The sequence below is a fragment of the Rufibacter glacialis genome (assembly GCF_008271745.1).
Taxonomy (GTDB): domain Bacteria; phylum Bacteroidota; class Bacteroidia; order Cytophagales; family Hymenobacteraceae; genus Nibribacter; species Nibribacter glacialis.
Genome location: NZ_VKKZ01000010.1, coordinates 94,526 through 118,765 on the forward strand (window position 1 = coordinate 94,526; position 24,240 = coordinate 118,765).

Annotated in this window: 20 protein-coding genes; 16 read left to right on the forward strand and 4 right to left on the reverse strand. The window is 53.9% G+C overall.

Annotated elements, in window-relative coordinates; all coding sequences use genetic code 11:
* Window positions 1–12: 12 nt before the first annotated feature.
* From FOE74_RS21130 to FOE74_RS01335, 7 genes are all read left to right on the forward strand, one after another.
* Window positions 13–162, forward strand: coding sequence for a hypothetical protein (locus tag FOE74_RS21130; RefSeq protein ID WP_188686372.1), 150 nt, complete (start codon window positions 13–15; stop codon window positions 160–162).
* A gap of 202 nt (window positions 163–364) precedes the next feature.
* A complete protein-coding gene (locus tag FOE74_RS01310) occupies window positions 365–1,072 on the forward strand; it encodes an NUDIX hydrolase (RefSeq protein WP_149096803.1) in 708 nt (235 codons plus the stop codon).
* A gap of 331 nt (window positions 1,073–1,403) precedes the next feature.
* On the forward strand, window positions 1,404–3,197 hold the full coding sequence (locus FOE74_RS01315) for a ribulokinase (RefSeq protein WP_149096804.1): 1,794 nt from the start codon (window positions 1,404–1,406) through the stop codon (window positions 3,195–3,197).
* Window positions 3,198–3,203: 6 nt separating this feature from the next.
* On the forward strand, window positions 3,204–3,902 hold the full coding sequence (locus FOE74_RS01320; RefSeq protein ID WP_149096805.1) for an L-ribulose-5-phosphate 4-epimerase: 699 nt from the start codon (window positions 3,204–3,206) through the stop codon (window positions 3,900–3,902).
* A 63-nt stretch (window positions 3,903–3,965) separates the two neighbouring features.
* Window positions 3,966–5,465 carry an L-arabinose isomerase gene (gene araA, locus FOE74_RS01325; RefSeq protein ID WP_149096806.1) on the forward strand — a complete coding sequence of 500 codons (1,500 nt, stop codon included), beginning with the start codon at window positions 3,966–3,968 and terminating at the stop codon, window positions 5,463–5,465.
* Window positions 5,466–5,764: 299 nt separating this feature from the next.
* Window positions 5,765–6,472, forward strand: a complete 708-nt coding sequence (locus tag FOE74_RS01330) for a 3'-5' exonuclease (protein WP_149096807.1) — start codon at window positions 5,765–5,767, stop codon at window positions 6,470–6,472.
* Window positions 6,469–8,376 carry a DUF294 nucleotidyltransferase-like domain-containing protein gene (locus FOE74_RS01335; protein ID WP_149096808.1) on the forward strand — a complete coding sequence of 636 codons (1,908 nt, stop codon included), beginning with the start codon at window positions 6,469–6,471 and terminating at the stop codon, window positions 8,374–8,376. The genes FOE74_RS01330 and FOE74_RS01335 overlap by 4 nt, the downstream gene beginning before the upstream one ends.
* 408 nt (window positions 8,377–8,784) lie before the next feature.
* On the opposite strand, the gene FOE74_RS01340 is transcribed toward FOE74_RS01335, so the two are convergent.
* Window positions 8,785–9,465: an HAD family hydrolase gene (locus FOE74_RS01340; RefSeq protein WP_149096809.1), complete on the reverse strand. Its 681-nt coding sequence runs from the start codon at window positions 9,463–9,465 to the stop codon at window positions 8,785–8,787.
* Window positions 9,466–9,740: 275 nt separating this feature from the next.
* On the opposite strand from FOE74_RS01340, the gene FOE74_RS01345 reads away from it, so the two are divergent.
* Complete coding sequence (locus FOE74_RS01345) at window positions 9,741–10,199, forward strand: GNAT family N-acetyltransferase (RefSeq protein WP_308422675.1); 459 nt, start codon at window positions 9,741–9,743, stop codon at window positions 10,197–10,199.
* A 203-nt stretch (window positions 10,200–10,402) separates the two neighbouring features.
* Here FOE74_RS01345 and FOE74_RS01350 read toward each other — a convergent pair whose 3' ends face one another.
* Window positions 10,403–11,788 (reverse strand): aldehyde dehydrogenase, encoded by a 1,386-nt coding sequence (locus FOE74_RS01350; RefSeq protein ID WP_149096810.1) that lies wholly within the window; start codon window positions 11,786–11,788, stop codon window positions 10,403–10,405.
* A 279-nt stretch (window positions 11,789–12,067) separates the two neighbouring features.
* Here FOE74_RS01350 and FOE74_RS01355 point away from each other — a divergent pair, with 279 nt between their 5' ends.
* The 3 genes from FOE74_RS01355 (at window position 12,068) to FOE74_RS01365 (ending at window position 14,153) form a co-directional block, all read left to right on the forward strand.
* Entirely contained in the window at window positions 12,068–12,547 is a 480-nt protein-coding gene (locus FOE74_RS01355) for a hypothetical protein (RefSeq protein WP_149096811.1), read from the forward strand.
* A 186-nt stretch (window positions 12,548–12,733) separates the two neighbouring features.
* A complete protein-coding gene (locus tag FOE74_RS01360; protein ID WP_149096812.1) occupies window positions 12,734–13,105 on the forward strand; it encodes a DMT family protein in 372 nt (123 codons plus the stop codon).
* 55 nt (window positions 13,106–13,160) lie between these two features.
* A complete protein-coding gene (locus FOE74_RS01365; RefSeq protein ID WP_149096813.1) occupies window positions 13,161–14,153 on the forward strand; it encodes an AAA family ATPase in 993 nt (330 codons plus the stop codon).
* Between the two features lie 215 nt (window positions 14,154–14,368).
* On the opposite strand, the gene FOE74_RS01370 is transcribed toward FOE74_RS01365, so the two are convergent.
* Window positions 14,369–15,736, reverse strand: a complete 1,368-nt coding sequence (locus tag FOE74_RS01370; RefSeq protein WP_149096814.1) for a T9SS C-terminal target domain-containing protein — start codon at window positions 15,734–15,736, stop codon at window positions 14,369–14,371.
* Window positions 15,737–15,773: 37 nt separating this feature from the next.
* A complete protein-coding gene (locus tag FOE74_RS01375) occupies window positions 15,774–18,578 on the reverse strand; it encodes a TonB-dependent receptor (protein ID WP_149096815.1) in 2,805 nt (934 codons plus the stop codon).
* A gap of 693 nt (window positions 18,579–19,271) precedes the next feature.
* Here FOE74_RS01375 and FOE74_RS01380 point away from each other — a divergent pair.
* The 5 genes from FOE74_RS01380 to ccsA (FOE74_RS01400) all read left to right on the forward strand — a co-directional run bounded on the left by FOE74_RS01380 (window position 19,272) and on the right by ccsA (FOE74_RS01400) (window position 24,209).
* A complete protein-coding gene (locus tag FOE74_RS01380; protein ID WP_149096816.1) occupies window positions 19,272–19,913 on the forward strand; it encodes a heme exporter protein CcmB in 642 nt (213 codons plus the stop codon).
* Window positions 19,914–19,942: 29 nt separating this feature from the next.
* Window positions 19,943–20,608: a cytochrome c biogenesis protein CcsA gene (ccsA, locus tag FOE74_RS01385; protein ID WP_149096817.1), complete on the forward strand. Its 666-nt coding sequence runs from the start codon at window positions 19,943–19,945 to the stop codon at window positions 20,606–20,608.
* On the forward strand, window positions 20,595–20,873 hold the full coding sequence (locus FOE74_RS01390; RefSeq protein WP_149096818.1) for a CcmD family protein: 279 nt from the start codon (window positions 20,595–20,597) through the stop codon (window positions 20,871–20,873). Before ccsA (FOE74_RS01385) ends, FOE74_RS01390 begins: the two co-directional genes overlap by 14 nt.
* Before the next feature lie 144 nt (window positions 20,874–21,017).
* Complete coding sequence (locus FOE74_RS01395; protein WP_149096819.1) at window positions 21,018–21,449, forward strand: cytochrome c maturation protein CcmE domain-containing protein; 432 nt, start codon at window positions 21,018–21,020, stop codon at window positions 21,447–21,449.
* A 153-nt stretch (window positions 21,450–21,602) separates the two neighbouring features.
* Window positions 21,603–24,209, forward strand: a complete 2,607-nt coding sequence (gene ccsA, locus FOE74_RS01400) for a cytochrome c biogenesis protein CcsA (protein WP_149096820.1) — start codon at window positions 21,603–21,605, stop codon at window positions 24,207–24,209.
* Window positions 24,210–24,240 lie beyond the last annotated feature (31 nt).

Below are 24,240 nucleotides of genomic sequence, written 5' to 3' on the forward strand. Positions count from 1 at the left end.
TTTTGGCCTAAGATGAATCAAATCCCCGGCAACGGCCTTTGCGCCTGGTTGCCGGGGATTTCTTTTTGGCAAAAGGGGTATTTACCGGCTGTTTTAGGAAAAGTTCCCTTGAAACAGACCAGCAGAGGCGTTGCAGGTAATATAGTGCTTGATGAATATTAAGCCTGGTCCTTTGATAGAATGCTTGAAAATCGGAGACTATTCCTTTACTTGCCTTCTGGTTAGGCACCCGGTTCCTGGGGAGCAGCCGAAATTAAAGCCGTTCCCGAGCGCCCATGCGGCCACGGGCCGGCAAAGACGGCGTGGTCGGAGACTCAGATTTGGGTGCTCCAGACAGGCGAGTCGCGATTAAATAGAGGTAACAATGATGAAGTATTCAGGGCAGACAAGAGTTCTTGTTGCGGTTGATTGTATAATTTTCGGGTTTGACGGGGAGAACTTCAAGCTGTTGCTGATTCAGCGGGGCTTTGCCCCGGAGCAGCAGAAGTGGAGCCTCATGGGGGGCTTCGTGCAGCCCGAGGAGAGCCTGGAAGTAGGAGCCCAGCGCGTGCTGAAGCAGCTCACGGGCCTGGAGGGAGTCTACCTGGAGCAGATACCGGCGTTCAGCGAGCCCCACCGTGACCCGGTGGAACGCACTATTTCGGTACCCTATTTCGCCCTGGTGGATATCCATCAATACGAGGCCCAGCTCAGCTCTGATTACCAGGCAGAGTGGTTCCTGCTGCATGAGATGCCCCACCTGATCTTTGACCACAACCGCATGGTAGAGGTAGCCAAGATGCGGCTCCGGTACAAAGCAGCCCTGCACCCCATTCTGTTTGAGTTGTTGCCTGAGAAATTCACGCTCCCCAAACTGCAGACCCTCTACGAGAAGCTCTACGAGACCACCTTTGACAAGCGGAACTTCAGCCGGAAGGTCTTGTCTACCGGGCTCTTGGTGCGGCAGGAAGACAAAGACAAGGAAAGCTCGCGCAAAGGTGCCTTCTACTTCAAGCTAGACAAAGAGAAATACTATGACAACTTTGAGGCGTTCCTGAAATTCATTCCCAACCCCGAGAAGTTCCTGATCTAACGCACAAGGCCGAGGCGATGAGCACGCGGCCGCTTTTGAAGATCCTTCACCAGAACTCCCGTTTAGGGGCTAAATTTTAAAATTAGCTTCTAAACGGGAGTTCTGGCATTTCTAAGAGAGGCTACAGGGCATAAGCTGGCCCAACAGCATTCCAGTTCTCAGATAGCCATTGGCTCCTCAAGAAAAAGAACATGTTGGCTTTATGAGAAGGATTACTGGACTCCTAATAATACAGCGGTTTAGGCGGTGATTTTTTAAAATCAGCCAAGAAAAATAGGGGTGCTTTGTCTTTTCTAAAATAAATGTTAATTTGACATCAATAGAAAACGATATGGCACAAGATGTTTTTGTGATTGGGGTAGATTACGGGTCAGACTCCGTGCGGTCAGTGGTAGTCAATGCCCAAAACGGCCAGGAAGTTGCTTCTTCGGTGTTTTACTATCCGCGCTGGCGCGAAGGGGCTTATTGTGACCCCACGCAGAACCAGTTCAGGCAACACCCCCTGGACTATATAGAAGGACTGGAGTTTACCATCAAAGAGTGCCTGCAGAAAGCGGGTGCCGCGGTGGCGGAGAACGTGAAAGGCATCTCCGTGGATACCACCGGCTCCACCCCGGTGGCGGTGAACCAGCAAGGAACGCCACTAGCCCTGCTGCCTGAGTTCGCGGAAAACCCCAACGCCATGTTCGTGCTCTGGAAAGACCACACCGGCGTACAGGAAGCCGCTGAAATCAATGCCCACGCCGCCACGTTCAAGCCGAACTACCTGCAATTCGTGGGGGGGATCTACTCCTCAGAATGGTTCTGGGCCAAGTTGCTGCACGTGCTTCGGGCAGACGCCCAAGTGCGTGAGGCCACCTATTCCTGGGTGGAGCACTGTGATTGGATTCCATTTTTGCTCACCGGCGGTACCCAGGTGGAGGCCATGAAGCGGGGCGTTTGTTCCGCGGGCCATAAATCCCTCTGGGCCGCTGAGTTTGGAGGGCTTCCGCCCAATGAGTTCTTTTCTTCCCTGGACCCCGTGCTGAACGGCTTCACCTCCCGCCTGTTCCAGGAAACCTATACCGCTGATCAGGCGGCTGGTCAGCTAAGTCCGGAATGGGCCAAACGCCTGGGCTTGTCTACCCAGGTAGTGGTGGGCGTGGGGGCCTTTGACGCCCACATGGGCGCCGTAGGCGGACAGATTGAGCCTTACCACCTGAGCAAAGTAATGGGCACCTCTACCTGTGACATGCTGGTAACTCCTCTAGAGGAAATAGGCGACACTTTGGTGAATGGAATCTGCGGCCAGGTGCCGGGTTCCGTGATTCCCGGCATGATGGGGCTGGAAGCGGGCCAATCTGCTTTTGGGGATACCTATGCCTGGTTCAAGAAGATCTTGCTGTGGCCCTTGCAGAATCTGCTGGCCAATTCAAAGGTGATTGACGCCGCAACCGCTCAGGCCTTGGTAGAAGAGGTTTCCGCCAGGATTATCCCAGAGTTGAGCCTTGCCGCTGATCAGATTCCGTTGTCAGAGAACAACGAGTTTGGCATTGACTGGTTCAACGGCCGGCGTACGCCAGATGCGAACCAGGTCTTGAAAGGGGCTCTCTCGGGTCTTAGCCTGGGAAGTGATGCCCCGCGCGTGTTCAGAGCTTTGGTAGAAGCCACCTGTTTTGGCGCCAAGAAGATTGTAGACCGGTTCAATGAGCAGGGCGTGCCGGTGAAAGGCCTGATTGGGTTGGGCGGCGTGGCCCGTAAATCGCCGTTCATCATGCAGATGATGGCCGATGTCATGAACATGCCCATCCGGATCCATAAATCAGAGCAGACCTGCGCCCTGGGCGCGGCCATGTTCGCCGCCACCGCAGCTGGCCTATATGCCCGGGTAGAAGACGCCATGGCCGCCATGGGCCAAGGGTTTGATCTGGAGTATTTCCCTAACCCAGAAAAGGTAGACCTGTACGCCAAGCGCTACCAGCACTACACAGAGCTAGGCGGTTTCCTGGACCGCCACAGTACCGCCGGCAACCCTGCCTCGCTCGCTGACCTTCCTGAGGTAAGCAGTCCCGCCCAGGACGGGCAAACCAGAAGCTCAACCTCACCGCAAGCGCTACAAGGCATTTCCCAGACCACTGCCAGATAAGCATCCATGAGTTCTTTCCAGCACATAAAAGAAGAGGCCTACCAAGCCAACATGCAATTGCCCAAACTGGGGCTGGTGTTATTCACCTTCGGGAATGTGAGCGCCGTTGACCGTTCGCGGGGCGTATTCGCCATCAAACCCAGCGGGGTGCCCTATGAAGACCTGTCGCCGGAGAAAATGGTGGTGGTGGACTTTGACGGCAACACTGTGGAAGGATTTCTGCGGCCTTCGTCTGATACCAAAACCCACGCGGTGTTGTACAAGCATTGGGAGAAGATAGGGGGCATTGTGCACACGCATTCCACCTACGCTACCGCCTGGGCCCAAGCCCAACGGGACATTCCCATCTACGGTACCACCCACGCGGACCACCTCACCACAGACGTTCCCTGCGCGCCTCCTATGGATGATGTTCTGATCCAGGGGAATTACGAGCACGAGACGGGTTTCCAGATCATGAACTACCTGCGGGCAAAAGGCATGAGCTATGAAGAGGTGGAGATGGTATTGGTAGGAAACCACGCGCCCTTCACCTGGGGCAAAGACGCCCAGAAAGCGGTGTACAACAGCGCCGTGGTAGAGGAGATTGCCCGCATGGCTTTCCTCACCGAGCAGATAAGACCGCAGGTGCCGCGCCTGCAAGACTCGCTCATCAAGAAACACTTTGAAAGAAAGCACGGCCCAGATTCCTACTACGGCCAGTAACCTATACCTAAACCAACATTTGAACCATCGGCAAGCTTCCTGCTTTGCCTTTTTTAGCATACTATGATTGATCTAAAACAATTTGAGGTCTGGTTCATTACCGGTAGCCAGCACCTGTACGGCGAAGAAACCCTGAACCAGGTAGCCGCCCACTCCCAGGAGATCGTGAAAGGCTTAGACGGTGCCGCCCAGATTCCGGTGCGGGTGGTGTTCAAACCCACGGTGAAAACCACCGAAGAGATTTTTCAGGTATGTCAGGAGGCCAACGTAGCTGAAAACTGTATTGGCGTGATCACCTGGATGCACACCTTCTCGCCCGCCAAAATGTGGATCAGGGGCTTGAAAGCCCTCAAGAAACCCTTGCTGCACTTGCACACTCAGTTCAACCAGGATATTCCCTGGAACTCCATAGACATGGATTTCATGAACCTGAACCAGAGCGCCCACGGTGACCGCGAGTTCGGGTTTATGGTGTCCCGTATGCGGATTGACCGCAAAGTGGTGGTGGGCCACTGGCAAGACCCCGAGGTGATCCAGGAGATTAACAACTGGTGCCGCGTGGCTGCCGGGTGGTTTGACTGGCAGGGCGCCAAGTTCGTGCGGTTCGGGGATAACATGCGCTACGTGGCCGTGACCGAAGGCGACAAAGTGGAGGCGGAACTGAAATTCGGCTTTGCGGTGAACACCCACGGCATCGGTGACCTGGTGCAGGTGATCAACGCCGTCTCTGAGCAAGCCATTGACCAACTGGTACAGGAGTATGAAAGCCAGTACACCGTAGCCGAAAACCTGCTGGAAGGCGGCGCGCAGCGGGATTCGTTGCGGGAGGCGGCTAAGATAGAGATCGGTTTACGCACCTTTCTGGAAAAAGGAGGCTATAAAGGCTTCTCAGATACCTTTGAGGATTTACACGGCATAGTGCAGTTGCCGGGCATTGCCGTGCAGCGCCTCATGGCCGACGGCTACGGCTTTGCCGGCGAGGGCGACTGGAAAACCGCCGCCTTGGTGCGGGCCATGAAAGTGATGGGCAGCGGCCTGCCGGGCGCCAACGCCTTCATGGAAGACTACACCTACCACTTTGACCCAGACAACTCCTTGGTGTTAGGGTCACACATGCTGGAGGTAGACGCAGCCCTGGCCGCAGATAAACCTTCCTGTGAGGTGCACCCTTTGGGTATTGGCGGCAAAGCTGATCCGGTGCGCCTGGTGTTCAACGTGGGTGCCGGGCCAGCCCTAAACGCCTCGGTGGTGGACATGGGCAACCGGTTCCGGTTGATCGTGAACGAAGTGGAAGCCGTGGCCCCCCAGCATGATCTGCCCAACCTACCCGTAGCCCGCGTGCTCTGGAAACCCCTGCCCGACATGAAAACCGGTTGCGCCGCCTGGATTCTGGCCGGCGGGGCCCACCACACCTGCTACAGCCAGAACATCAGCGCTGAGCAGCTGCAGGACTTCGCCGAGATGGCCGGTATTGAGTGCGTGGTCATTGGCAGAGACACCAAACTGCCCCAACTAAAGAACGAACTCCGCTGGAGCGAGATGTTTTACCAAAGAAATTTCTAAAACACGCATTAAACGGCTTCCGGCAACGGGAGCCGTTTGGTTTTAAGCCTGTTTTACAGAAATGAGCCCTAAAAACGATAACGCGCACCACAACGGTACCGCCCACTCAAAAGACCTCGCAGTGTCCGAAGGTCCTGCGAGTGTCTGGGCCAATACTGTAGGAATATGTAAAAGGGCAACTACAAGAGATTGCCCCTGCATTCAAGGCATTGATTACAACTTCGCAGACGATTCCAGCGCAGAATCCGTAAGTTTAGGCGTCTGTTTCGGCAGATGGAGGTGAGAAGAAGACCTGGCACGTGAAAGACTATCTGCTGTTTATAGACATAGAAGCCTCTGGGCTGCCGCTGGAGTGGGAAGTGCCCTACGCTCAGGAAGGCAATTGGCCGCACACGGTGCAGGTGGCCTGGCTGGTCTATACCCAGGCCGGGGAGGAAGTCAAACGGGAGAACCACTACATCCGGCCCGACGATTTTGAGGTCAGCCCCGCCTCCATCCAGGTCCATTCGCTCACGCCGGAATTCCTTTTGGCCCAGGGGGAAACCCGGCTGGAGGTCATGCAGCAACTACAGGCAGATCTGCTTCACTACCAACCCATGGTGGTGGGGCATTTCATGCAGTTTGATTACCATGTCTTGAGCGCCGATTTCTACCGGTCGGGTTTACCGGCTCCTTTTGAGAAACTGCCGGTATTCTGTACCATGATCGCTTCTTCAGAGGTGACGCACCTGCCGCGCAAGAAATACCTGCGCCTGGGCGAACTGTACAGCCTCCTGTTCCACACCTCCCTGGAAAACCAGCACAACGCCGTGGTAGATGCCCGGGCCACTGCCCAGAGTTTTTTTGAGCTTCGGCACCGCCGCATGATCACGCCCCAGTCCATTGACCGGCAACAGGAACGCCCCTACACCACCCAGAAGCAGATGAGCCCGCCGCGCCGGTTTCCGCTTTGGCTGGTTGCCGCCCTGGGGGCTCTTTTCGTTTTCTTACTTTTCTACTGGCTATGAACGACCGTCTGCAATTTCTGAAGAGCGTAAAGCCATTCCATTTGCTGGCGGATGATGTGTTGCTGGGTGTGCTGGACCTGCTGCAGGAAGTACGCTACAGCAAAGACACCATCATCTACCACCAACAGGCCACCAAGCTGCGGGGCGTAGACCTCATCGCCGAAGGGGAATACGAGTCTTTCTTCTATGACAGCGCCCAGAACAAACGGGTGCTGGAGCACCACGGCAAAGGCTACTGCTTTGGGGGTATTTCCATGCTGCTCAACCGCAAGAAATCTTTGCGCACGGTCATCGCCAAGAAAGGCACGGTGGTGTTCTTCCTGCACCGCAGAGACTTCAGGGCTTTGGCGGCCTCGCATGAAGGGTTCCTGCATTATTTTACCCAGGAGTTTGGGGTGCGCATGCTCAACGAGGAGTTTGCGCATTTCGTGAAGCGGCCTACCTCTTTTGAGGAGAACTACATTGCCACCGACCAACTTTATTCCCGCCGCATTGAGAGCGTGGAGTACCGCGATATTGTCACCTGCGCCAGTACCGCCCCCATCTATACTGCAGCCCGCATCATGGCTGAGCATAAGACCAGCTGTATCTTCGTGAAGAACGAGGTAGGGCAGATTGCTGGTTACATCACGGATATCACGCTGCGCGACAATGTGGTGGCGGCCCAGGAAGACGTGCGCGGGCAGGTGAAGGAGATCATGGACAACCCCATTGTGTCTATCTCCAAAGACGCCTATGTGTATGAGGCCATCCTGCTCATGTTCCGCACCAAAACCCGTTACCTGCTCATTGAGGATCAGGGCCAGTACGTGGGCATGATCAGTAGAAGCAAGCTGCTGAGCGACCAGGCCCAGTCGCCGTTCGTGTTCATCCAGTCGGTGAAGCTGGCGCGTACCGTGAATGAGTTGCGGGAAAAGTGGCAACGGGTGCCCGAGATTGTGATGCAGCTGCTGCAGCGCGGCGCCCGGTCTGAGATCATCAACCAGGTGGTCACCACCGTGGCTGATACCATTGCCCAGAAGGTGATTGAGGAGGTGATCGCCATCTGCGGCCCGGCCCCGGCCAAGTTCGTGTTCATGGTGCTGGGCAGCGAGGGCCGCAAAGAGCAGACCCTGAAGACCGACCAGGACAATGCCATCATCTATGAAGACAAGGCCAACGAGCAGCGCGAACTGGTGCGGGCGTATTTTCTGAAGTTCGCTGACATGGTTTCTGAGAAGCTGGATTATATTGGGTTTAGTTACTGCACCGGCGGGTATATGGCCAAGAACCCCGACTGGACGCATTCGCTTTCTTACTGGAAGCGCAATTACCACGGCTGGATGCAGGAGATCGTGCCCGAGACAGCCATCAAGTTCTCCACCTTCTTTGACTGCCGCTACATCTACGGAGACCCTGCCATCATGCAGGAACTGCTCTCTTTCCTGGACGAGGAACTGCAGAAACCTATGCCGCGCCTCTTCTTCCACATGGCCAAGAACGCCCTGCAGTATGAGCCGCCCCTTACGTTCTTCAACAACATCAGAACGTTCACGGTGGGCTCGCAGCAGGTGTTTGACATTAAGAAAGCCATGACGCCCATTGTAGACCTGGTGCGGGTGCACGCCCTGCAGAACCGCATTTTCAAAACCAATACCGGCGAGCGCATAGAGGCTTTGGCCGAGGCTGGGGTTTTCACCGAGAAGCAATGCCAGGAACTCATGCAGTCGTACTACTACCTCATGGGGCTACGGCTGCGCAAACAGGCCAGCCAGATCATGCAAGACAAAAGCGAGCCAGACAATTACCTGGACCTCCAGAGCCTTACCAAGATAGAGCAGGTGACGCTCAAGGAAATCTTCAGAACCATCAGTGACTTCCAGCTGGGCATCAAGGTGCAGTTCACCAACAGCCTGTTTGGGTAGAAGTGTTGGATAGAAGGCAGGTACTCGTTTAGAGGCTGTTTTCCGGGAAATAGGCTTAATGCAGACCGTTTTGATGGTAGGTGAAGCGAGAATTCATGTGCTCTTTCCTTTACCATGTATCATTCTTCTACCATGTATCACCCCTCCTTTGTCATCTTGGAAAGATCTTGTGAGCGAACGGTAGAATCGTTTCTTAAACGTCTTTTCAGTTTGCCCACAAGATCCTTTCAGGATGACAAGGGGGGAGGGAGGATCGGCCCATTAGAAACTATGGCGCGGATTTACTTCTGTGACTTCCTTTACTATATGGTTAGTCACGGAAGTAAATCCGCGCCATGGAAAGCTAGCTCAGGAGGAAAATAGGTTTTAGTCCTGTTTTTGATAAATCAACCTTAAAACAATTGCTTCTTACTTCTGCCCTCCAGGAAAAAGCTTTTCCAGCAAAGGATCCGTGTAATCCTGCACAAACCCGATGATGTTGTCATAGGCCGCGAATTCCTCTGGGCCGTGCATGGTGGTAATGACCAAGCAATCCATGCCGGCATTCAGGGCGGCTTCCACGCCTTTGGGCGCGTCTTCAAATACCAGGCAATTCTTGGGGTCCACACCCAGTTGTTCAGCGGCTTTCAGGAAGGTCTCGGGGTGGGGCTTGCTCTTGTTTACGTCATCGGCGCTGATCAGGGCCTGGAAGTAGGGACGCAGGTGCAGGTTGTCTACTACAAAGTCAATGTTGAAGGTAATGGCGGCGGTGGCAATGGCCATCTGGATCTTGTTTTCGGCCGCTTTTTTCAAAAACACGTCTAAACCCTTGATCAGCCGCAGGTGCGAGATGTATTCTTTTTGGTAGATTTTCTCTTTTTGCACCGATAAGCGGTCGGCTTCTTCCTGGGTGAAGCGGCCCTCGCCGAAGAACCGGGCCAGCACCTCGCTGTTCTTGCCGTACATCTGGGCCTTCACCTCTTCCCGGCTGAAGGAGCCCTCCAGGTCCTGGGTCAGGATCTGGTGCCAGGCTTCGGTGTGGAAATCCATGTCGTCAATCATGGTGCCGTTCATGTCAAACAAGAAGGCTTGGTAAGAAGGGGTAGGCATAGGAGAAAAAGAATAAGGTCAAGTAGGGAATACGGGCCTGGCCCGAAAATGGACCCGTAAGGCCCCCTCTTTTATTCCAATCTTTCTTCTAGCCTCTTGTCGCAAAGGGTCGATTTGGTATAGAATGGCCGCGGTAGTAAATGGCACCAACTTCCTGGAATGGCCAGAAAAGAGCCACCTATCGGTACTGACAGAGCGCATCTGAAAAGAAGCCGTTATGCTGGGTGGCCCAGGAAATAATTGGTGCTTTTGCGCAGATAACCTAGTTTAGCGGCATGATGGAATTTACGGTTGTATCCAAGGCGTTTGCTGATTTGACTCCCCAGGAACTCTATGATGTGCTGCAGCTGCGGAGTGCGGTGTTTGTAGTGGAGCAGAACTGTGTCTTCCTGGACCCCGATGGCCTGGACGCGCCTTGCCACCATCTGTTATTCTACCGGGGCAGCACCCTGGAAGCCTATGCCCGGTTAGTGCCTGCCGGGGTTTCTTATCCAGAACGCTCCATTGGCCGCATCATCACCAGCGCCGCCGTACGGGGTACCGGTGTGGGCCAGCAGTTGGTGCAGAAAGCCATTGAGGAAACCTACCGGTTGTTCGGCCCGGGCGACATTAAGATTGGGGCGCAGCTCTACGCCAAGAAATTCTATGAGCGGTTCGGGTTTGCCCAGTCCAGTGATGTGTACGACGAAGACGGCATTGACCACATCAAAATGATAAGACCAACCAACGCGTGAGCCCGTTGGGGAACATAAGAGCGTCTGTTTTAGGGTCATTTCCAATTAAATAGCCCTAAAACAGACGCTTTTTTTGTGCCGGCTACGGTACCTTCCGCCAGATGGCAGACAAGACAAGACAAGACCAGTTTCAGCGGCGTTTTCTGGGAACTCGCTTAAAACCACTGGCGCCTACCTGCTAGGCCCTCAGGGATAAACTGGTGCTACAGCCATTTAAACGCCCTTTTCATCCAATCTAGCTTTTTCTGGTACGGCGGGTAGCGCAGGGGTAAATCTGGGGTGGACGGTTTCATGAGCACGCTTTTCTGGTGCGAGAAGGCCTCAAAGCTGGCTTTTCCGTGGTAGTTTCCGTGGCCGCTGGTGCCTACGCCGCCAAAGGGCAGGTGCGGGTTGGCCAGGTGTGAAACGGTGTCGTTTAGGCACATGCCGCCGGAGGAAGTCTGGGTCAGCACCATTTCTTTGGCTTTCTTGTCTTCAGAGAAGAAATACAGGGCCAAGGGCTTGGGGCGGGCGTTTACCTGGGCAATGGCCTGGGGTAGGTCTTGATACGTGAGCACCGGCAGCAAAGGCCCAAAAATCTCATCCTGCATGAGGGGGTGGTCCCAGGTGATGCCAGAAAGCAGGGTAGGAGCCATATACCGGGTGCTGGCGTCTGTTTCCCCGCCCGCATACACCCGTTCTTTGTCTATCAGGCCTTGCAGCCGCTGAAAGTGCCGATCATTGATGATGCGGGCGAAGTCGGGGCTTTGGGCGGGGTTGGCGCCGTAGAAGTCGGTGAGGGTTTGGGCCAGTTTTTCCAGCAAGGGCCCGGCTACCTGTTCCTGCACCAGGATGTAATCCGGTGCCACGCAGGTTTGGCCCGCGTTCAGGAACTTGCCCCACACAATGCGCCGGGCGGCCACGGTCAGGTTGGCGGTTTCATCTACCAGGCAAGGACTTTTACCTCCCAGTTCCAGCGTGACCGGAATCAGTTGCCTGGCTGCCGCCTGCGCCACTATCCTGCCCACCGGTACGCTTCCCGTGAAAAAGATCTTGTCAAAAGGCAGCTCCAGCAGCGCCTGGCTTACCTCGGGCCCGCCCTGTACCACGGCGAGATACTCCGCCGGAAAGTGTTCCTGAATGAGCCGGGCAATCAATTGGCTTGTGGCGGGGGTGAGCTCAGAAGGCTTCAGAATAGCGCAGCATCCCGCGGCAATGGCCCCCAGCATAGGCGACAACGTGAGTTGGAATGGGTAATTCCAGGCGCCTATCACCAGAGAAACCCCGTACGGTTCGGCGTAGATGGCGTCTGAGGAGGGGAAGTTCAGGAAGCTGGATTTCACCCGCTTCAGTTTGGTCCATTTGGCCAGGTGGCGCTCCATGAACTTGATCTCAGAGAGTAGAATGGCAATCTCCGTGGCATACGTCTCAAAGGGCGGTTTCCCGAAGTCGGCGGCCAGGGCGGCGGTGATGGCCTCTTCTTCCCGGGCAATGGCCTGCCCCAGGCGGCGCAGCATCTGGAGCCGGAAAGCGAGCGGACGCGTTTGGCCGGTGTTGAAAAAGGCTTTCTGCTGTTGAACAAGGGCGTTCAATGACTCTGAAGGTCTCATGGGTAAAACGGTTAGCTGGTACTTGGGGTATACACCTGTTCTTCTTGAAATGGCTGAACCTGTTGGGCAATAAGGACATTTTTTGCGGCAGGCTCTGCTGTTTCCGCTAATTTTGCCGGCCCAAACCCTTTTTCGCCTATTTTTGCGAACCCGTTCCCCCAGCAGAATTCACGTAGAAAGATTTAGGTATTTGTCAGCCTCTTTTTGAAACAGATTCGTAAAAAGGAAACCGACGGGAAAAGGCAAACTCCAATTTTTGACAGCTTAACAAAGAACAGTATGGCACCACGCGGCAATTTTGATGATGAATATGGCTACGACGAGGATGATCTCAAGAACAGCCATTTTGACGATGAATTTTCTTTAGACGACGAGGACGATGATGACCTTCTGGGTGGCAGGGGAGGCTTTGGCCCAGACGATGACGAGGAAGTGAACCTTCCGTATGAGGGGGAACTGTTCAATGAGATGCTCAGCAAGCTGCACGGCACCCTGATCATGTACGGCGAAGATGACCCAGCCCTCATGGACCTGCAGGCCGAACTCCTGCAAGTGGACGCCGACAAAGTGGGCACCGCTGCGGATGACATGTTCTACCTGGAAGAGGCCAGCCAGATTGCCAAGGTGCTCAAGCGCCACCTGACGGCCTCGCCCAAGATCAAGGAGATCCATGACAATTTCATGAAAGACATTACCCGCTTCAGTGATGAGAAGGCAGAGGGGCACGCCGGCGACTACTACCTGGAAGACGAGGAATAAGCCTGTACTCATGCGGGCGCTACCAATAGGTGAACAGAAAAGGAGAGGTTACCCCGCGTGACTTCTCCTTTCCTGTTTTTAGGCTTACTTCTATGAAAACAGGCCGTAAACTGATTATTGCCTGTTTCATAGCCCGACTATGAAAGCCATTGAGTGCCGCAAGACCTTTTCTGTTGTTAGATCCCTATGAAAGCCTTCTACACCATTTTCCTCCTCTGCCTTTCTAACCTCTTCATGACCTTTGCCTGGTACGGGCACCTGTATTTTAAGCGTTTCACCCTGCTGCAGAAACTGGGCCTCATGAGCGTTATACTGCTCAGCTGGGGTTTGGCGTTCTTTGAATACATTTTTCAGGTGCCGGCCAACCGGATAGGGTACCAGCAGAACGGCGGACCGTTTTCGTTGTTTGAACTGAAGACCCTGCAGGAAATCATTTCCTTGTCCGTTTTCACGCTGGTCACCGTCTATGTTTTCAGGACCGAGAAGCTGGCATGGAACCATTTGGTAGGATTCGCCCTGTTAGTACTGGCGGTTTTCTTTGTCTTCAAGAAGTGGTAGGCAAAGAGTATTCCCCAGAATGGTTACCTTAGCCCATTCGTAATCTTAAGAGTACATGCAGACCGAAGAAATCTCATACGAAGAAAAAATAAGGGAACACCAGCTCAAGATAAAGCAGGTGTTCCGGGAGATGGGCAAGGTGGTGGTAGGGCAGCAGTACATGGTGAACCGCCTGCTGATCGGGCTTTTCACCAACGGGCATATTTTGCTGGAAGGCGTGCCCGGTCTGGCCAAGACCCTCACCATCAATACCCTGGCCAAAGTCTTGCACCTTGATTTCCAGAGAATCCAGTTCACCCCAGATCTACTGCCCTCAGATTTGATTGGGACTATGATCTATAACCAGAGCTCCTCCGCGTTTGAGGTAAAGAAAGGCCCCATCTTCGCCAACCTGATCCTGGCCGATGAGGTGAACCGGTCGCCGGCCAAGGTGCAGTCTGCCCTGCTGGAAGCCATGCAGGAGAAGCAGGTCACCATTGGCGAGAAGACCTACCGGCTGGACCTGCCGTTTCTGGTGATGGCCACCCAAAACCCGGTAGAGCAGGAGGGAACCTATCCTTTGCCAGAGGCCCAGGTAGACCGTTTCATGATGAAGGTGTACGTTGACTACCTCTCCAAAGCCGATGAACTGGAGGTCATGCGCCGCATGTCTAACCTGTCTTACAGCAGCACGGTGAACACCATTCTCACCAAGCAGGACATCTTTGACATCCGGAACGAGATCAACCAGGTGCAGATCTCCGAGACCCTGGAGCGCTACATCATTGAACTGGTCTTTGCCACGCGCCACCCCGCGGACTATGACTTGTCTGACTTTGCCCAATACGTGCTCTATGGGGTTTCGCCCCGGGCCAGTATTGCGCTGAACCTGGCCGCCAAAGCCGTAGCCTTCTTTGATGAGCGGGACTATGTATTGCCCGAGGACATCAAGGAGATTGCCTCAGACGTGCTGAACCACCGTGTGATCCTGAACTATGAGGCCGAGGCCGACAACGTGCAGACCAAAGACTTCGTGGAAGCCATCCTGCGCAAGGTGCCCATCAGCTAGCACCGGAACAAGCCCAAAGAAGAAAGCAGAAGAGCAGCCATGACCGGGCTGCTCTTCTGCTTTAAGGCGGTTCCTGGAAAAGAGGACCAGAAACAAAAGAAGCCCGCCATTGCTGGCGGGCCCTTTGCGCCCGGGAGACTAAGCCGGGCGCAAAGTGATTGTCCATCTCTATTTCTCACCCATATTGATAGACAACCTTGCCTTTGAGAAGGAGCTTAATAGGCAGTGTTTTTGGGGTCAAAGTTGGCCCAGCCAGCCGTCCAGTCCTGGCCATTGGCGAAAGCGCCAAGGTAGGTGCCATTGGTGAAGAAGCTGTTCATGCCCGTGAAAGAGGCGCCCGTCTGTAGTTGGGTTCCTATGGAGAAGTCTGGGCGCGCGGTCTGGTTGAAAGAACCGGCTATGCCCAAGGTGTTGTTGTCCCCTACTACCAGGTTGTTTTTGCCGGCGGCATTGAACCAGGTAGCCACGTCATAAGTGCTGCCAGACTCCACGGTTAAGGTACCGGCAGAAGGAGTGCCAGAGATAATGGTGTTCTGGATTTTCAAGGTACCAGCGGTGGCGTTGGCTTGTGATTTGGTGCCGTCCAGGAGCAGACCAACTGGCCAGCCGGCAAACAGGGAGTTGTATACAGAGATGCTGCTGTTCCGGCGAATGTGCATGGCTCTTTTGAAGTTTCCGTTGACAGTGGTGCTACCCGTGGCTCTGGGGCCAAACAAGCTCACGTTAGAGAAAACCGCCGCTGTCTTAGGGGTGTTGTCGCTGCCTTGGGCATCGCCGTCAGACTCAAAGCCATTGGAACCTGAAGCGTCTGCTACGTTAGGATCCGCAATCCCCAGGGCATACTGTACATGGCCGGAATAGCCGTTATCTGTGTCAAACATGTCATCTACAGTCTTGTAGGCGATCAGGTGTTTGGCATTCACGGTACCCCCGAAGAACTCAAAGGAGTCATCGCCGGAGAAAGAAACCTGCACGTGGTCAAGCTTGGTGCCGCTTCCTACGCCGCCCAGGGTAAGGCCGTTGATCTCATTGTCTGGCTGGAACGCAATGCCTGGGAACTCAATCCGCACGTAGCTCAACACCCCAGAGTTGTCAGTGGCATTGGTGCCTCCGTAGGGGCGGTCCACGCCACCTTCAATCTTGGCATTGTCACTAGGCAGGTTGGTAGGGGCTGCCCCCAGGATAATGACCCCGCCCCAGTCACCGGCGGCTCTGCTGCCTACCGCCTGGTTAGAGGTAAAGACAATTGGCTTTTGGGCAGTGCCCTGGGCCATGATCTTGGCGCCGCGCTCAATGATAAGGGTAGCCATGGAGGCTTTGTCACCTTTGATCACCGTGCCGGGCTCAATGGTGAGCGTAGCCCCAGATTTTACATATACAAAACCCTTCAGCAGGTACTTCTTGTTTTCAGAAAAGGTCACGTTACCTGAGGTAGAACCCTGCACCGTGACTACGCCATTGGCTTCAGAAGTGGCGAAGGTTTCTTTGGGGGTTACAGATCCGCCGTCAGAATCATCCTCTCCGCAGGAGAAGGTGGCGAAAAGCACAGAAAACAGTAAGGCTAATTTTTGTAATTTTTTCATCTTGTTCTATTAAAAATGGTTGTCTTTGGAGGGGTGCTTAAAATTTGTAAGAAAGGCCCAGGGTGGAGTAGGAGCCTCTTTGGTACGCTTGGATGGTCTCATCCATGCCGGTGATCTTGGCATCATCATTAGAATCCTGGATCAGGCGAACCTGCTGGTTGAGGATGTCCTGAATTCCGCCTTTTATTTCAAAATGACGCCCGAAACCCTTGGTGAAGGCTAGGTCCAGCACGTGGCGGGGCATTTCATAGACCATGGGGTTGGCATAAGAACCCACGGCCCAGATGCGGCTTCCTACCACGTTGTACAGCATGTTTACTTGCAATTGGCGGTCATCGTCCTGGAAATAGAGGCCGGCGTTCACCACGTAAGGCGACTGACCCATCATAGGGCGCGAGGTGTAGGAAAGTCCCGCGGCGGCATCACCGGTTAAGTCTACCTTGCTCTTGATCAGGGAGGCATTCAGCAGCACAGATACTTTCTGCAGGATGGGCGACTGCGTGAGCTCGGCCAGTGATTTGCGGGCTTCCACCTCCACGCCGTAGGTGGTGGCGGTGGGGGTATTGGTATAGGTAAGCGAGTTCCCCATGTTGGTGATCTCAAAATACTTCTCAATAGGGTCTTTGAAGTGCTTGCCAAAGACTCCTACAGAAAGCAATTCGGTGGGGGAAGGGTAAAACTCGTAACGCAGGTCAGCGTTGTAGATGGTGGCCGTTTTGAGGGGAGCGCCTTTTTCCTCAAACAAAGTCATGAAGTTGTAGTAGCTGAACGGGGCCACTTCTCTGAACTGCGGGCGGTTCAGGCTAATGCTGGCGCCGGCCCGTAGCATAGACCGTTTGCTGAACTCATAGGTAAGGTTCGCGGAAGGAAGCACCCGGGCTACTTTGTCGTCAAACTGGTAGGTCTCGCGCAGGGCGTTCAGGCTTTCCAGGTTCTGGTGGTTGTACTCAAACCGTGCGCCGCCGGAGATAGAGAGTTTATCTGTGAAGGGAAAGGCGCCGCCCACGTACCCGGCTATCAAGGTGTTGAAGGCTGTGTAGGAGTCAGTAGGGTTGGTGCCTTCCACTATCTCCCAGCCGGTGGTGGCGTTGATGTTCTGCTCCGCGAACACCTGATCTAAGGGTAAGAACGGCAGACGGGCATCAAAAGAACCTGGGTCAGCCGGGCGGTAAGACAGGAAGCGGGCATTGAAGTCACGGTTTTTGCGCTCCACGTAGAAGCCTGCCCTGATCTTAGGCGAATTCTCTGAAAGGGAGTCAGCTATATTGAAACGGTGCTCTACTTGCCCGGCGGCGGTGTACAAGTGCTCATTCAAATCTGAATAGAACCGGCCGGCGTCATTCAACGATGGCGTGAACTTATAAGCTACCTCAAAGGGATCTGTGGTGCCAATGGCCCGTTGTGTTCTTACCCGGCGGTAGTCAGGTTCATTGCGGTTGGTGTACGAGTAGCCGCCGGTCCAGGTGGCGGTGGTGTGCAGGTCATTGAAGTCATGGGTGCCCTGAAGTTGACCGGTGTAGATGGTGCGGCTCTCATACCGTAACGCGTAGTTCTGCTGCTCCAGGCCGTTGAAGTTTTCAGTGCCTTTTCTGAAAAGAATGGAGTTAGACCCCATTTGATTGAACAAGTTGCTGAACTCAATCTTGTTGCGGTTATTGAAGCGGGCGGTCCAGTTGTGCAGAACGCCTAGGCGGGAACTCTGGGTAGAGTTTTCATCCTGGTAATTGAAGTCCTGGGGGCTTTTGCCAGTGGAAGCGTCAAAGTCCTGGTACTTGATGCGGCTGCCGCGGGTAAACAAGCGGGTGTTGCTGTAGGAGATGGCCGTCACGTTGCTCATCTGAACATCTTTCACATCCAGCAGGCGGGTCATGCCTAGGGAAAAGCGCATATCAGGCAGGGCGTTGCCCCGGCTGCCAGTCCAGGTGTTAGGTAGCTGGCGGCCCAGGGAGGTTAACTCGCTGCCGCTTCCTATCTGCCGGATATCACTGGGGAAGGAGCTAGGCAGGCTGCGTTTGCCATTGTCAAAACCTAGAAAATCTGTTTTGGTGGTAGGAGGGGTTAAGAAGTTGCCAAAGGTGGTGTTGCCCCGGTAAGAGACAGAGGCCCCTAAGGTAGTGGTGTTCTCATCAGCGAAGTTCTTGGTGAACACTTTGATGACCCCGCCGGCAAAGTCACCGGGCAGTTCCGGGGAGCCGTTCTTGTAGATTAGAATGCGGTCAATCACGCTGGTAGGCAGAATGTCAAAGGAGAAAGCGCGGCTGTCTGGCTCGGTGCTGGGGGTAAGGGCATCATTCAGCATCACCGAGTTGTAGCGCTCGTTCATGCCCCTGATCACAATGTATTTGTCATTCATGATGGTCACCCCCGGAATCCGTTTCACGGTCTCGGCGGCGTCACGGTCCAATGACTTGGTGATCTGCTCCCCGGAAACCCCGCTTACCACCACTTCGCTCTGCTTTAATTCTTTGATGAGCGAAATATCTGTGTTGGTTTGGCGGGTACCCACAATGGTAACGGCATTCAGTGCCGTGCTGGCGGTTTCTTCAATCAGGAAATCCATGGTAGTGGTTTTCCCTGCCTCCACCTTGATGTTGTCATAGACAGCGGGCTTGTAAGACACGTAAGACACCGTGATTTTATAAATGCCGGGCTGTATTTTAAGATCATAGCCCCCGTCCATGTCAGTGGAGGCCGCGGTGCCCGAACCGGTGATGAAGACCACGGCGCCAATGATGGGCTCGCCGGTTTTCTTGTCTTTCACTTTTCCGGCCAGGGTGCCTTGTTGCGCAAAGCCCGCCAGCGTGGTACAAAGAAGAGAGAGGGTGAGTAACAGCGTTTTCATAGGGTAATGATTAGTCTCGCTGCAAAACTAGGCGGACGGCTTTACCCCATGATTAACCGGTCATTATCCTATTGTTAAGTTGAGGAAGGCTGTGTTACCCCTGGGTTACCTGGCGCTTCACCTGACAGAAAAGGCCATGTATAATGGCGGGGAAGCCTTTTTTAGGGTGTTTTTTCAAAAAGAGGCTTAAAAGAGAAGACAGGAGGCGCCGCCGAAAAAGAAGGTAAGACAAGCACCCCGGGCGCAGCTTACCTTGGCCGGGAGATACGTATCAGGAGCCTTCATCCCAGGGCGCAACTCAATCGCCTGAAGGGGAATCTAGAAATAAGAAGAGATCACCTGGAAGGAAGAACATGAGCAAACGCCGCCGACAGATCCAATCGCCAATATGCTTGATGTCTGCCGCTAGCATTTAGCACCTGCTTCCGTGGGCCTTGCTGCCAGGGTTGAATGCCGATGGGTAAACGCAGGAAAGGCGAAGGGAGGAGCCTTCAGACTCTGTGGGCTTGGGGCGTTTTCAGGGGTTTAGTAGAAAACAGATACTTTCTTTTGTTTTTCCTGTGCTTTCCTGAAAGTAACCCTAAAACGTGCCTGGTTTGGCAGGAATAATGATTGAAATCATCCATCAGCATTCATTTGTGTTGTACCTTTGCGCAAAATAAAGAAGAAGTGCTGAAAGAGGTTATCTACTTGATGCAAAAGGATTTTGTGCTGGAATGGCGCCAGAAGTATGCCTTTAACGGCATGCTCCTGTACGTAGGCAGCACGGTTTTCATCTGCTACCTCAGCTTCAGTCTTCGCTTTGGGGGGTTGGAGGTGCCGGTCTGGAACGCGCTGTTTTGGGTGATCCTGCTGTTTACCTCGGTGAATGCCATTGCCAAGGGCTTTGCCCAGGAAAGCCGTGGACGGTTGCTCTATTATTATAGCATTGTGAGTCCGCAGGGCGTGATCCTGGCCAAGATGATCTACAACGCGGCGCTTATGCTGGTGCTGTCTTTGTTGTGCTTCGGGTTTTATGCGGTAGTGATTGGCAACCCGGTGCAGGACGTGGGTATGTTCTTGCTCTCCATTGTGCTGGGGGCCATAGGGTTCGCCTCTTCGCTCACCATGATCTCCGGCATTGCGGCCAAGGCGGCCAATACCGGTACCCTCATGGCGGTGCTGAGTTTCCCCGTGATGGTGCCCATGCTGCTCATGCTCATGAAGATGTCTAAGAACGCCATTGACGGGTTAGACCCCTCGGTGAGTGTAGACGAGGCCCTGGTGCTGCTGGCCATCAACATGATCGTGGTCACGGTGTCTTATATCCTGTTCCCGTACTTGTGGCGCAGTTAATAACTATAGATTAAAATAAGCGAGAACGAATGAAGCTTACTTGGTGGAAATGGCTGACGATTGCCCTGCTGCTGTACACAGTGGTGGGCGGCATGCTGACGGAGGTGCCCCGGCTGGCCATTCTAAACGAGACCATCCGGAACCTGTACTTTCACGTGCCCATGTGGTTTGGGATGATCCTGATCCTGCTGGTTTCTGTTATCTACTCCATTAAATACCTGCGTAACCCGCTTTCCAGACATGACATCATTGCCCATGAGGCAGCCAAGGTGGGCATTCTGTTCGGGGTGCTGGGCATTATCACCGGCATGGAGTGGGCACGTTTCACGTGGGGCGAATTCTGGAGCAATGACCCCAAGCAGAACGGCTCGGCCATTGGGCTCCTGATCTACTTTGCCTACCTCATTCTGCGGGGTTCTTTCCAGGACCACCAGCAACGGGCCCGCATCAGTGCGGTGTACAATATTTTCGCCTTCGCCGCGCTCATCCCGCTCTTGTTCATCTTGCCCCGCCTCACTGATTCCCTGCACCCAGGCAACGGCGGCAACCCGGGTTTCAACGCCTATGACCTGGATAGCCGGCTGCGGGCCGTGTTTTACCCGGCCGTGCTTGGCTGGACCCTGTTAGGGGTTTGGATGGTGCACCTGCGCACCCGTTTAGAAGTTTTAAAGCAAAGATTCTATGAAAATGCATAAATGGCTCTTGGTGCTGCTCTTGACCTGGGCAGCCGGATTCTCTGGCCCTGCGGTGGCCCAAACCACCTCAGAAGCCACCTCTACGGTGGAGTATTCTTCGCAGGCTCCGGCCTCTTCCTCCATAGAGATGGCAGATATGATGCGCCGCGACGGTAAGATCTACATTGTGGTGGCGGTCTTGGTAAGCGTGTTGCTGGGCGTGCTTTTGTACCTCATCAGCCTGGATAAAAAAATTGGCCGGTTAGAACGCGAACTTCGGCAATAAAACCGTTTACGCGCTGTTTTAGAGGAAAAAGGACTGAAACGGCACCTGGTTTTTCCCTTGGCAGAAAAAGAGCTGACACCGGATTTAATTTTAAATAAGTGTTGTTAAAGGGGGCAGACAAGCCCGTCTATGCTTGAGTAACCTATGAAAAGAATACACATTATCGGGATTATGGTCATTGCGATGGCTATCATGATCATCATGTCAACTGCTTCAGACGCCAGCGTTTACGTACCGTTCTCTGAAGCCCAGGCCCGGGCCAAAGATGGTGATGACACCAAAGTGCACGTGGTAGGCCGGCTCAAGAAAGACGAAAAAGGGCACATAGTAGGCATGAAGTATGACCCGGTGCTGGACCCCAACTACTTCTCTTTTGTGCTGGTAGATACCAACCGGGTAGAGCAGACCGTGGTGTATTACAGCCCCAAACCCCAAGACTTTGACCGCTCTGAGCAGGTGGTGATTACCGGCAACATGAAAGAAAACGTCTTCGTAGCCGACAAGATTCTGCTGAAATGCCCTTCTAAATACACAGAGAACGAAGTGAAGGCAGAAGGTAAAACAGCAAGCCTTTAACATAGTTCTGAGTCTTGAGTTCTGAGTCCTGAGTAATAAGGTTGGGGCAGAGCCAATTCTCCTTTGGTTTAAATATCTTTTAAGAGTGTACAGGTGTAGGTTTTGGGTGTTACAAACTCAAGACTCAGAACTCAAGACTCATAACTAACAGAAATGGTTAATACGTTAATTGGTGACTTAGGGCACTACAGTGTCATCATCGCGTTTGTGTCGGCGCTGGTTTCTTCTTTTGCCTTTTCCATTGCCTCCAATGCCAACGCACTCACCTCAGAGCAGGCGTCTTGGACCAAACTAGCCAGGGGTGCTTTCTTTGTGCACGTGCTGGCGGTTTTCAGCATTATCTTCTGCCTTTTCAATATCATTTACGAACACCGCTACGAGTACCATTACGCATGGAGCCACTCCTCTAACCACCTGGCGGTGCATTACATGATTTCCTGCTTCTGGGAAGGCCAGGAAGGGTCGTTCCTGCTTTGGATCTTCTGGCACGCGTTGCTGGGTCTGGTCCTGATCAAGTACGCCGGTAAGAAATGGGAGACCCCGGTCATGGCGGTTTTCTCTTTCGTGCAGCTGTTCCTGACTTCCATGATCCTGGGGGTGGTGATCGGTGACCTGAAGATAGGTTCTTCGCCCTTCATCCTGATGCGGGACTTCATGACCGACGCGCCTGTGTTCCAGATGGACCCTAACTTTGTGCCCAAAGACGGTACAGGCCTGAACCCGCTCCTGCAGAACTACTGGATGGTGATTCACCCGCCGGTGTTGTTCTTAGGATTTGCCGCCACCTTGGTGCCGTTTGCCTTTGCTATTGCCGGTCTCTGGAAGAAAGATTTCTCTTCCTGGACCAAGCCTGCCTTGCCTTGGGCGCTTTTCGCGGCCGTGGTGTTGGGCATAGGGATCATGATGGGTGCCTACTGGGCCTATGAGACCCTTAACTTTGGCGGTTACTGGAACTGGGACCCGGTAGAGAACGCCGTTTACATTCCGTGGCTGGTGCTGGTAGGGGGTATCCATACCTTGCTGGCCTACCGCAAAAGCAGAACCGCTCTGCGCGCTACCTTTATCCTGTTCATTGTCTCTTTCCTGCTGGTGTTGTATGCCACCTTCCTGACCAGAAGTGGTATTTTAGGCAACGCCTCGGTACACTCTTTCACTGACCTGGGCCTGTCTGGCCAGTTGTTCACCTACCTGGCGGCCTTTGTGGTATTAGCCATTGGTTTGCTGGTGTACCGCTGGAAGAAGATCCCGGCCACAGACAAGGAGATAGCTACCTATTCCGGTGAGTTCTGGGTTTTCATTGGGGCCGCCGTGTTGTGTTTGGGCGCGTTCCAGGTTTTGGTGACCACCTCCATTCCGGTGTACAATGCTTTTATGGGCTTTATTGGCATCAAAACCAACGTAGCCCTGCCTGCTGACCAGATCGCCCACTACACCAAGTTCCAGATGTGGATGGGGATTGCCATTGCCATGCTGTCTGGTACCGGTCAGTTGCTGTGGTGGCGCAAGAGCAACCAAGGCAACAAGTTCTCTGAGCTGTTCATGGTGCCGCTTATGCTGACTGCCCTTACCACCGCCCTTATTCTGCTGGTAAGTAAAATGGACTACATTGAGCGCATTGACAACCCAGTCTATATCATATTGCTGTTCACGTCGCTGTATGCGGTGTTCAGTAACCTGGCTATCTTGGTGGGTGTGCTCCGCAGGAACGTATCTATCGCCGGCGGCGCCGTGGCCCACATTGGGGTGGCGTTGATGCTCATCGGGATTCTGTTTTCTTCGGGTTATTCCAATATCATCTCTAAAAACATGTCTGGTATGGTGTACGCCCGCGAGTTTGGCGATGACATTAACCGTGACAACGTGCTGTTATGGCGCAACGCCGCCACTGACATGGGGCCTTACAAAGTGACTTACAAAGGCCAGTTCCTGGAAGTGGACAACATTCCGGAGTACGTGAACAAGCAGCAGCTTTTCCGGATCGCGGATGAATACAAAGCCATTGCCCGGGGCCCGCTGAAAGACGGAGACAAAGTGCTGTACACGGCCGGTGACACCGTTGATATCTCGCCTGAGAACACCTACTATGAGGTAGAGTTCAAGAACCGCGAGTCGGGAGAGGCTTTCACGCTGTACCCACGGGCCCAGGTGAATCCCGATATGGGCTTGCTGGCCTCGCCTGACGTGAAGATGTTCGGTACCAAAGACCTGTACACCCACGTGTCTACCATTCCTGACCCTAATGAGGAGAAAGAGTGGGGTGAGCTGAAGGAATACCAGGTGAAAATAGGGGATACCCTTTTCCTGAACGATTACATTGCTGTGCTGCGGGGCATTGAGCCCGCCAAAGACACGCTGCTGCTGAATCTGAAACCGGGTGACCTGGCGGTGCAGGCAGACATGCAGGTGTTAGGGGAGCGCCGCACCTACCACGCCCACCCCATCTACGCCATCAGAGACCGCCTGGTAGGCCGCGTGCCCGAAGAGATTGAAGACCTGGGCCTCCGCATCATGCTCATCAACATTGACCCAGAGAAAGGCGAATTCACCATCGGGATCAACACCACCCAGAAAGATTACATCATTCTGAAGGCCATGGAGAAACCCTTCATCAGCCTGCTTTGGATTGGTACCCTGGTCATGAGCCTTGGCTTTGTGATGGCGATCGTGAGGCACTACAAAGATGGCAAAGGCGGCAAGACCCCTCCTGTGAAAGGGCAAGCCGGGCAAGTAGCCGTAAAACGCGAAAAGCAACTGGCATAATCTATTACATCTGAAAAAGCCGCGGAAGAGA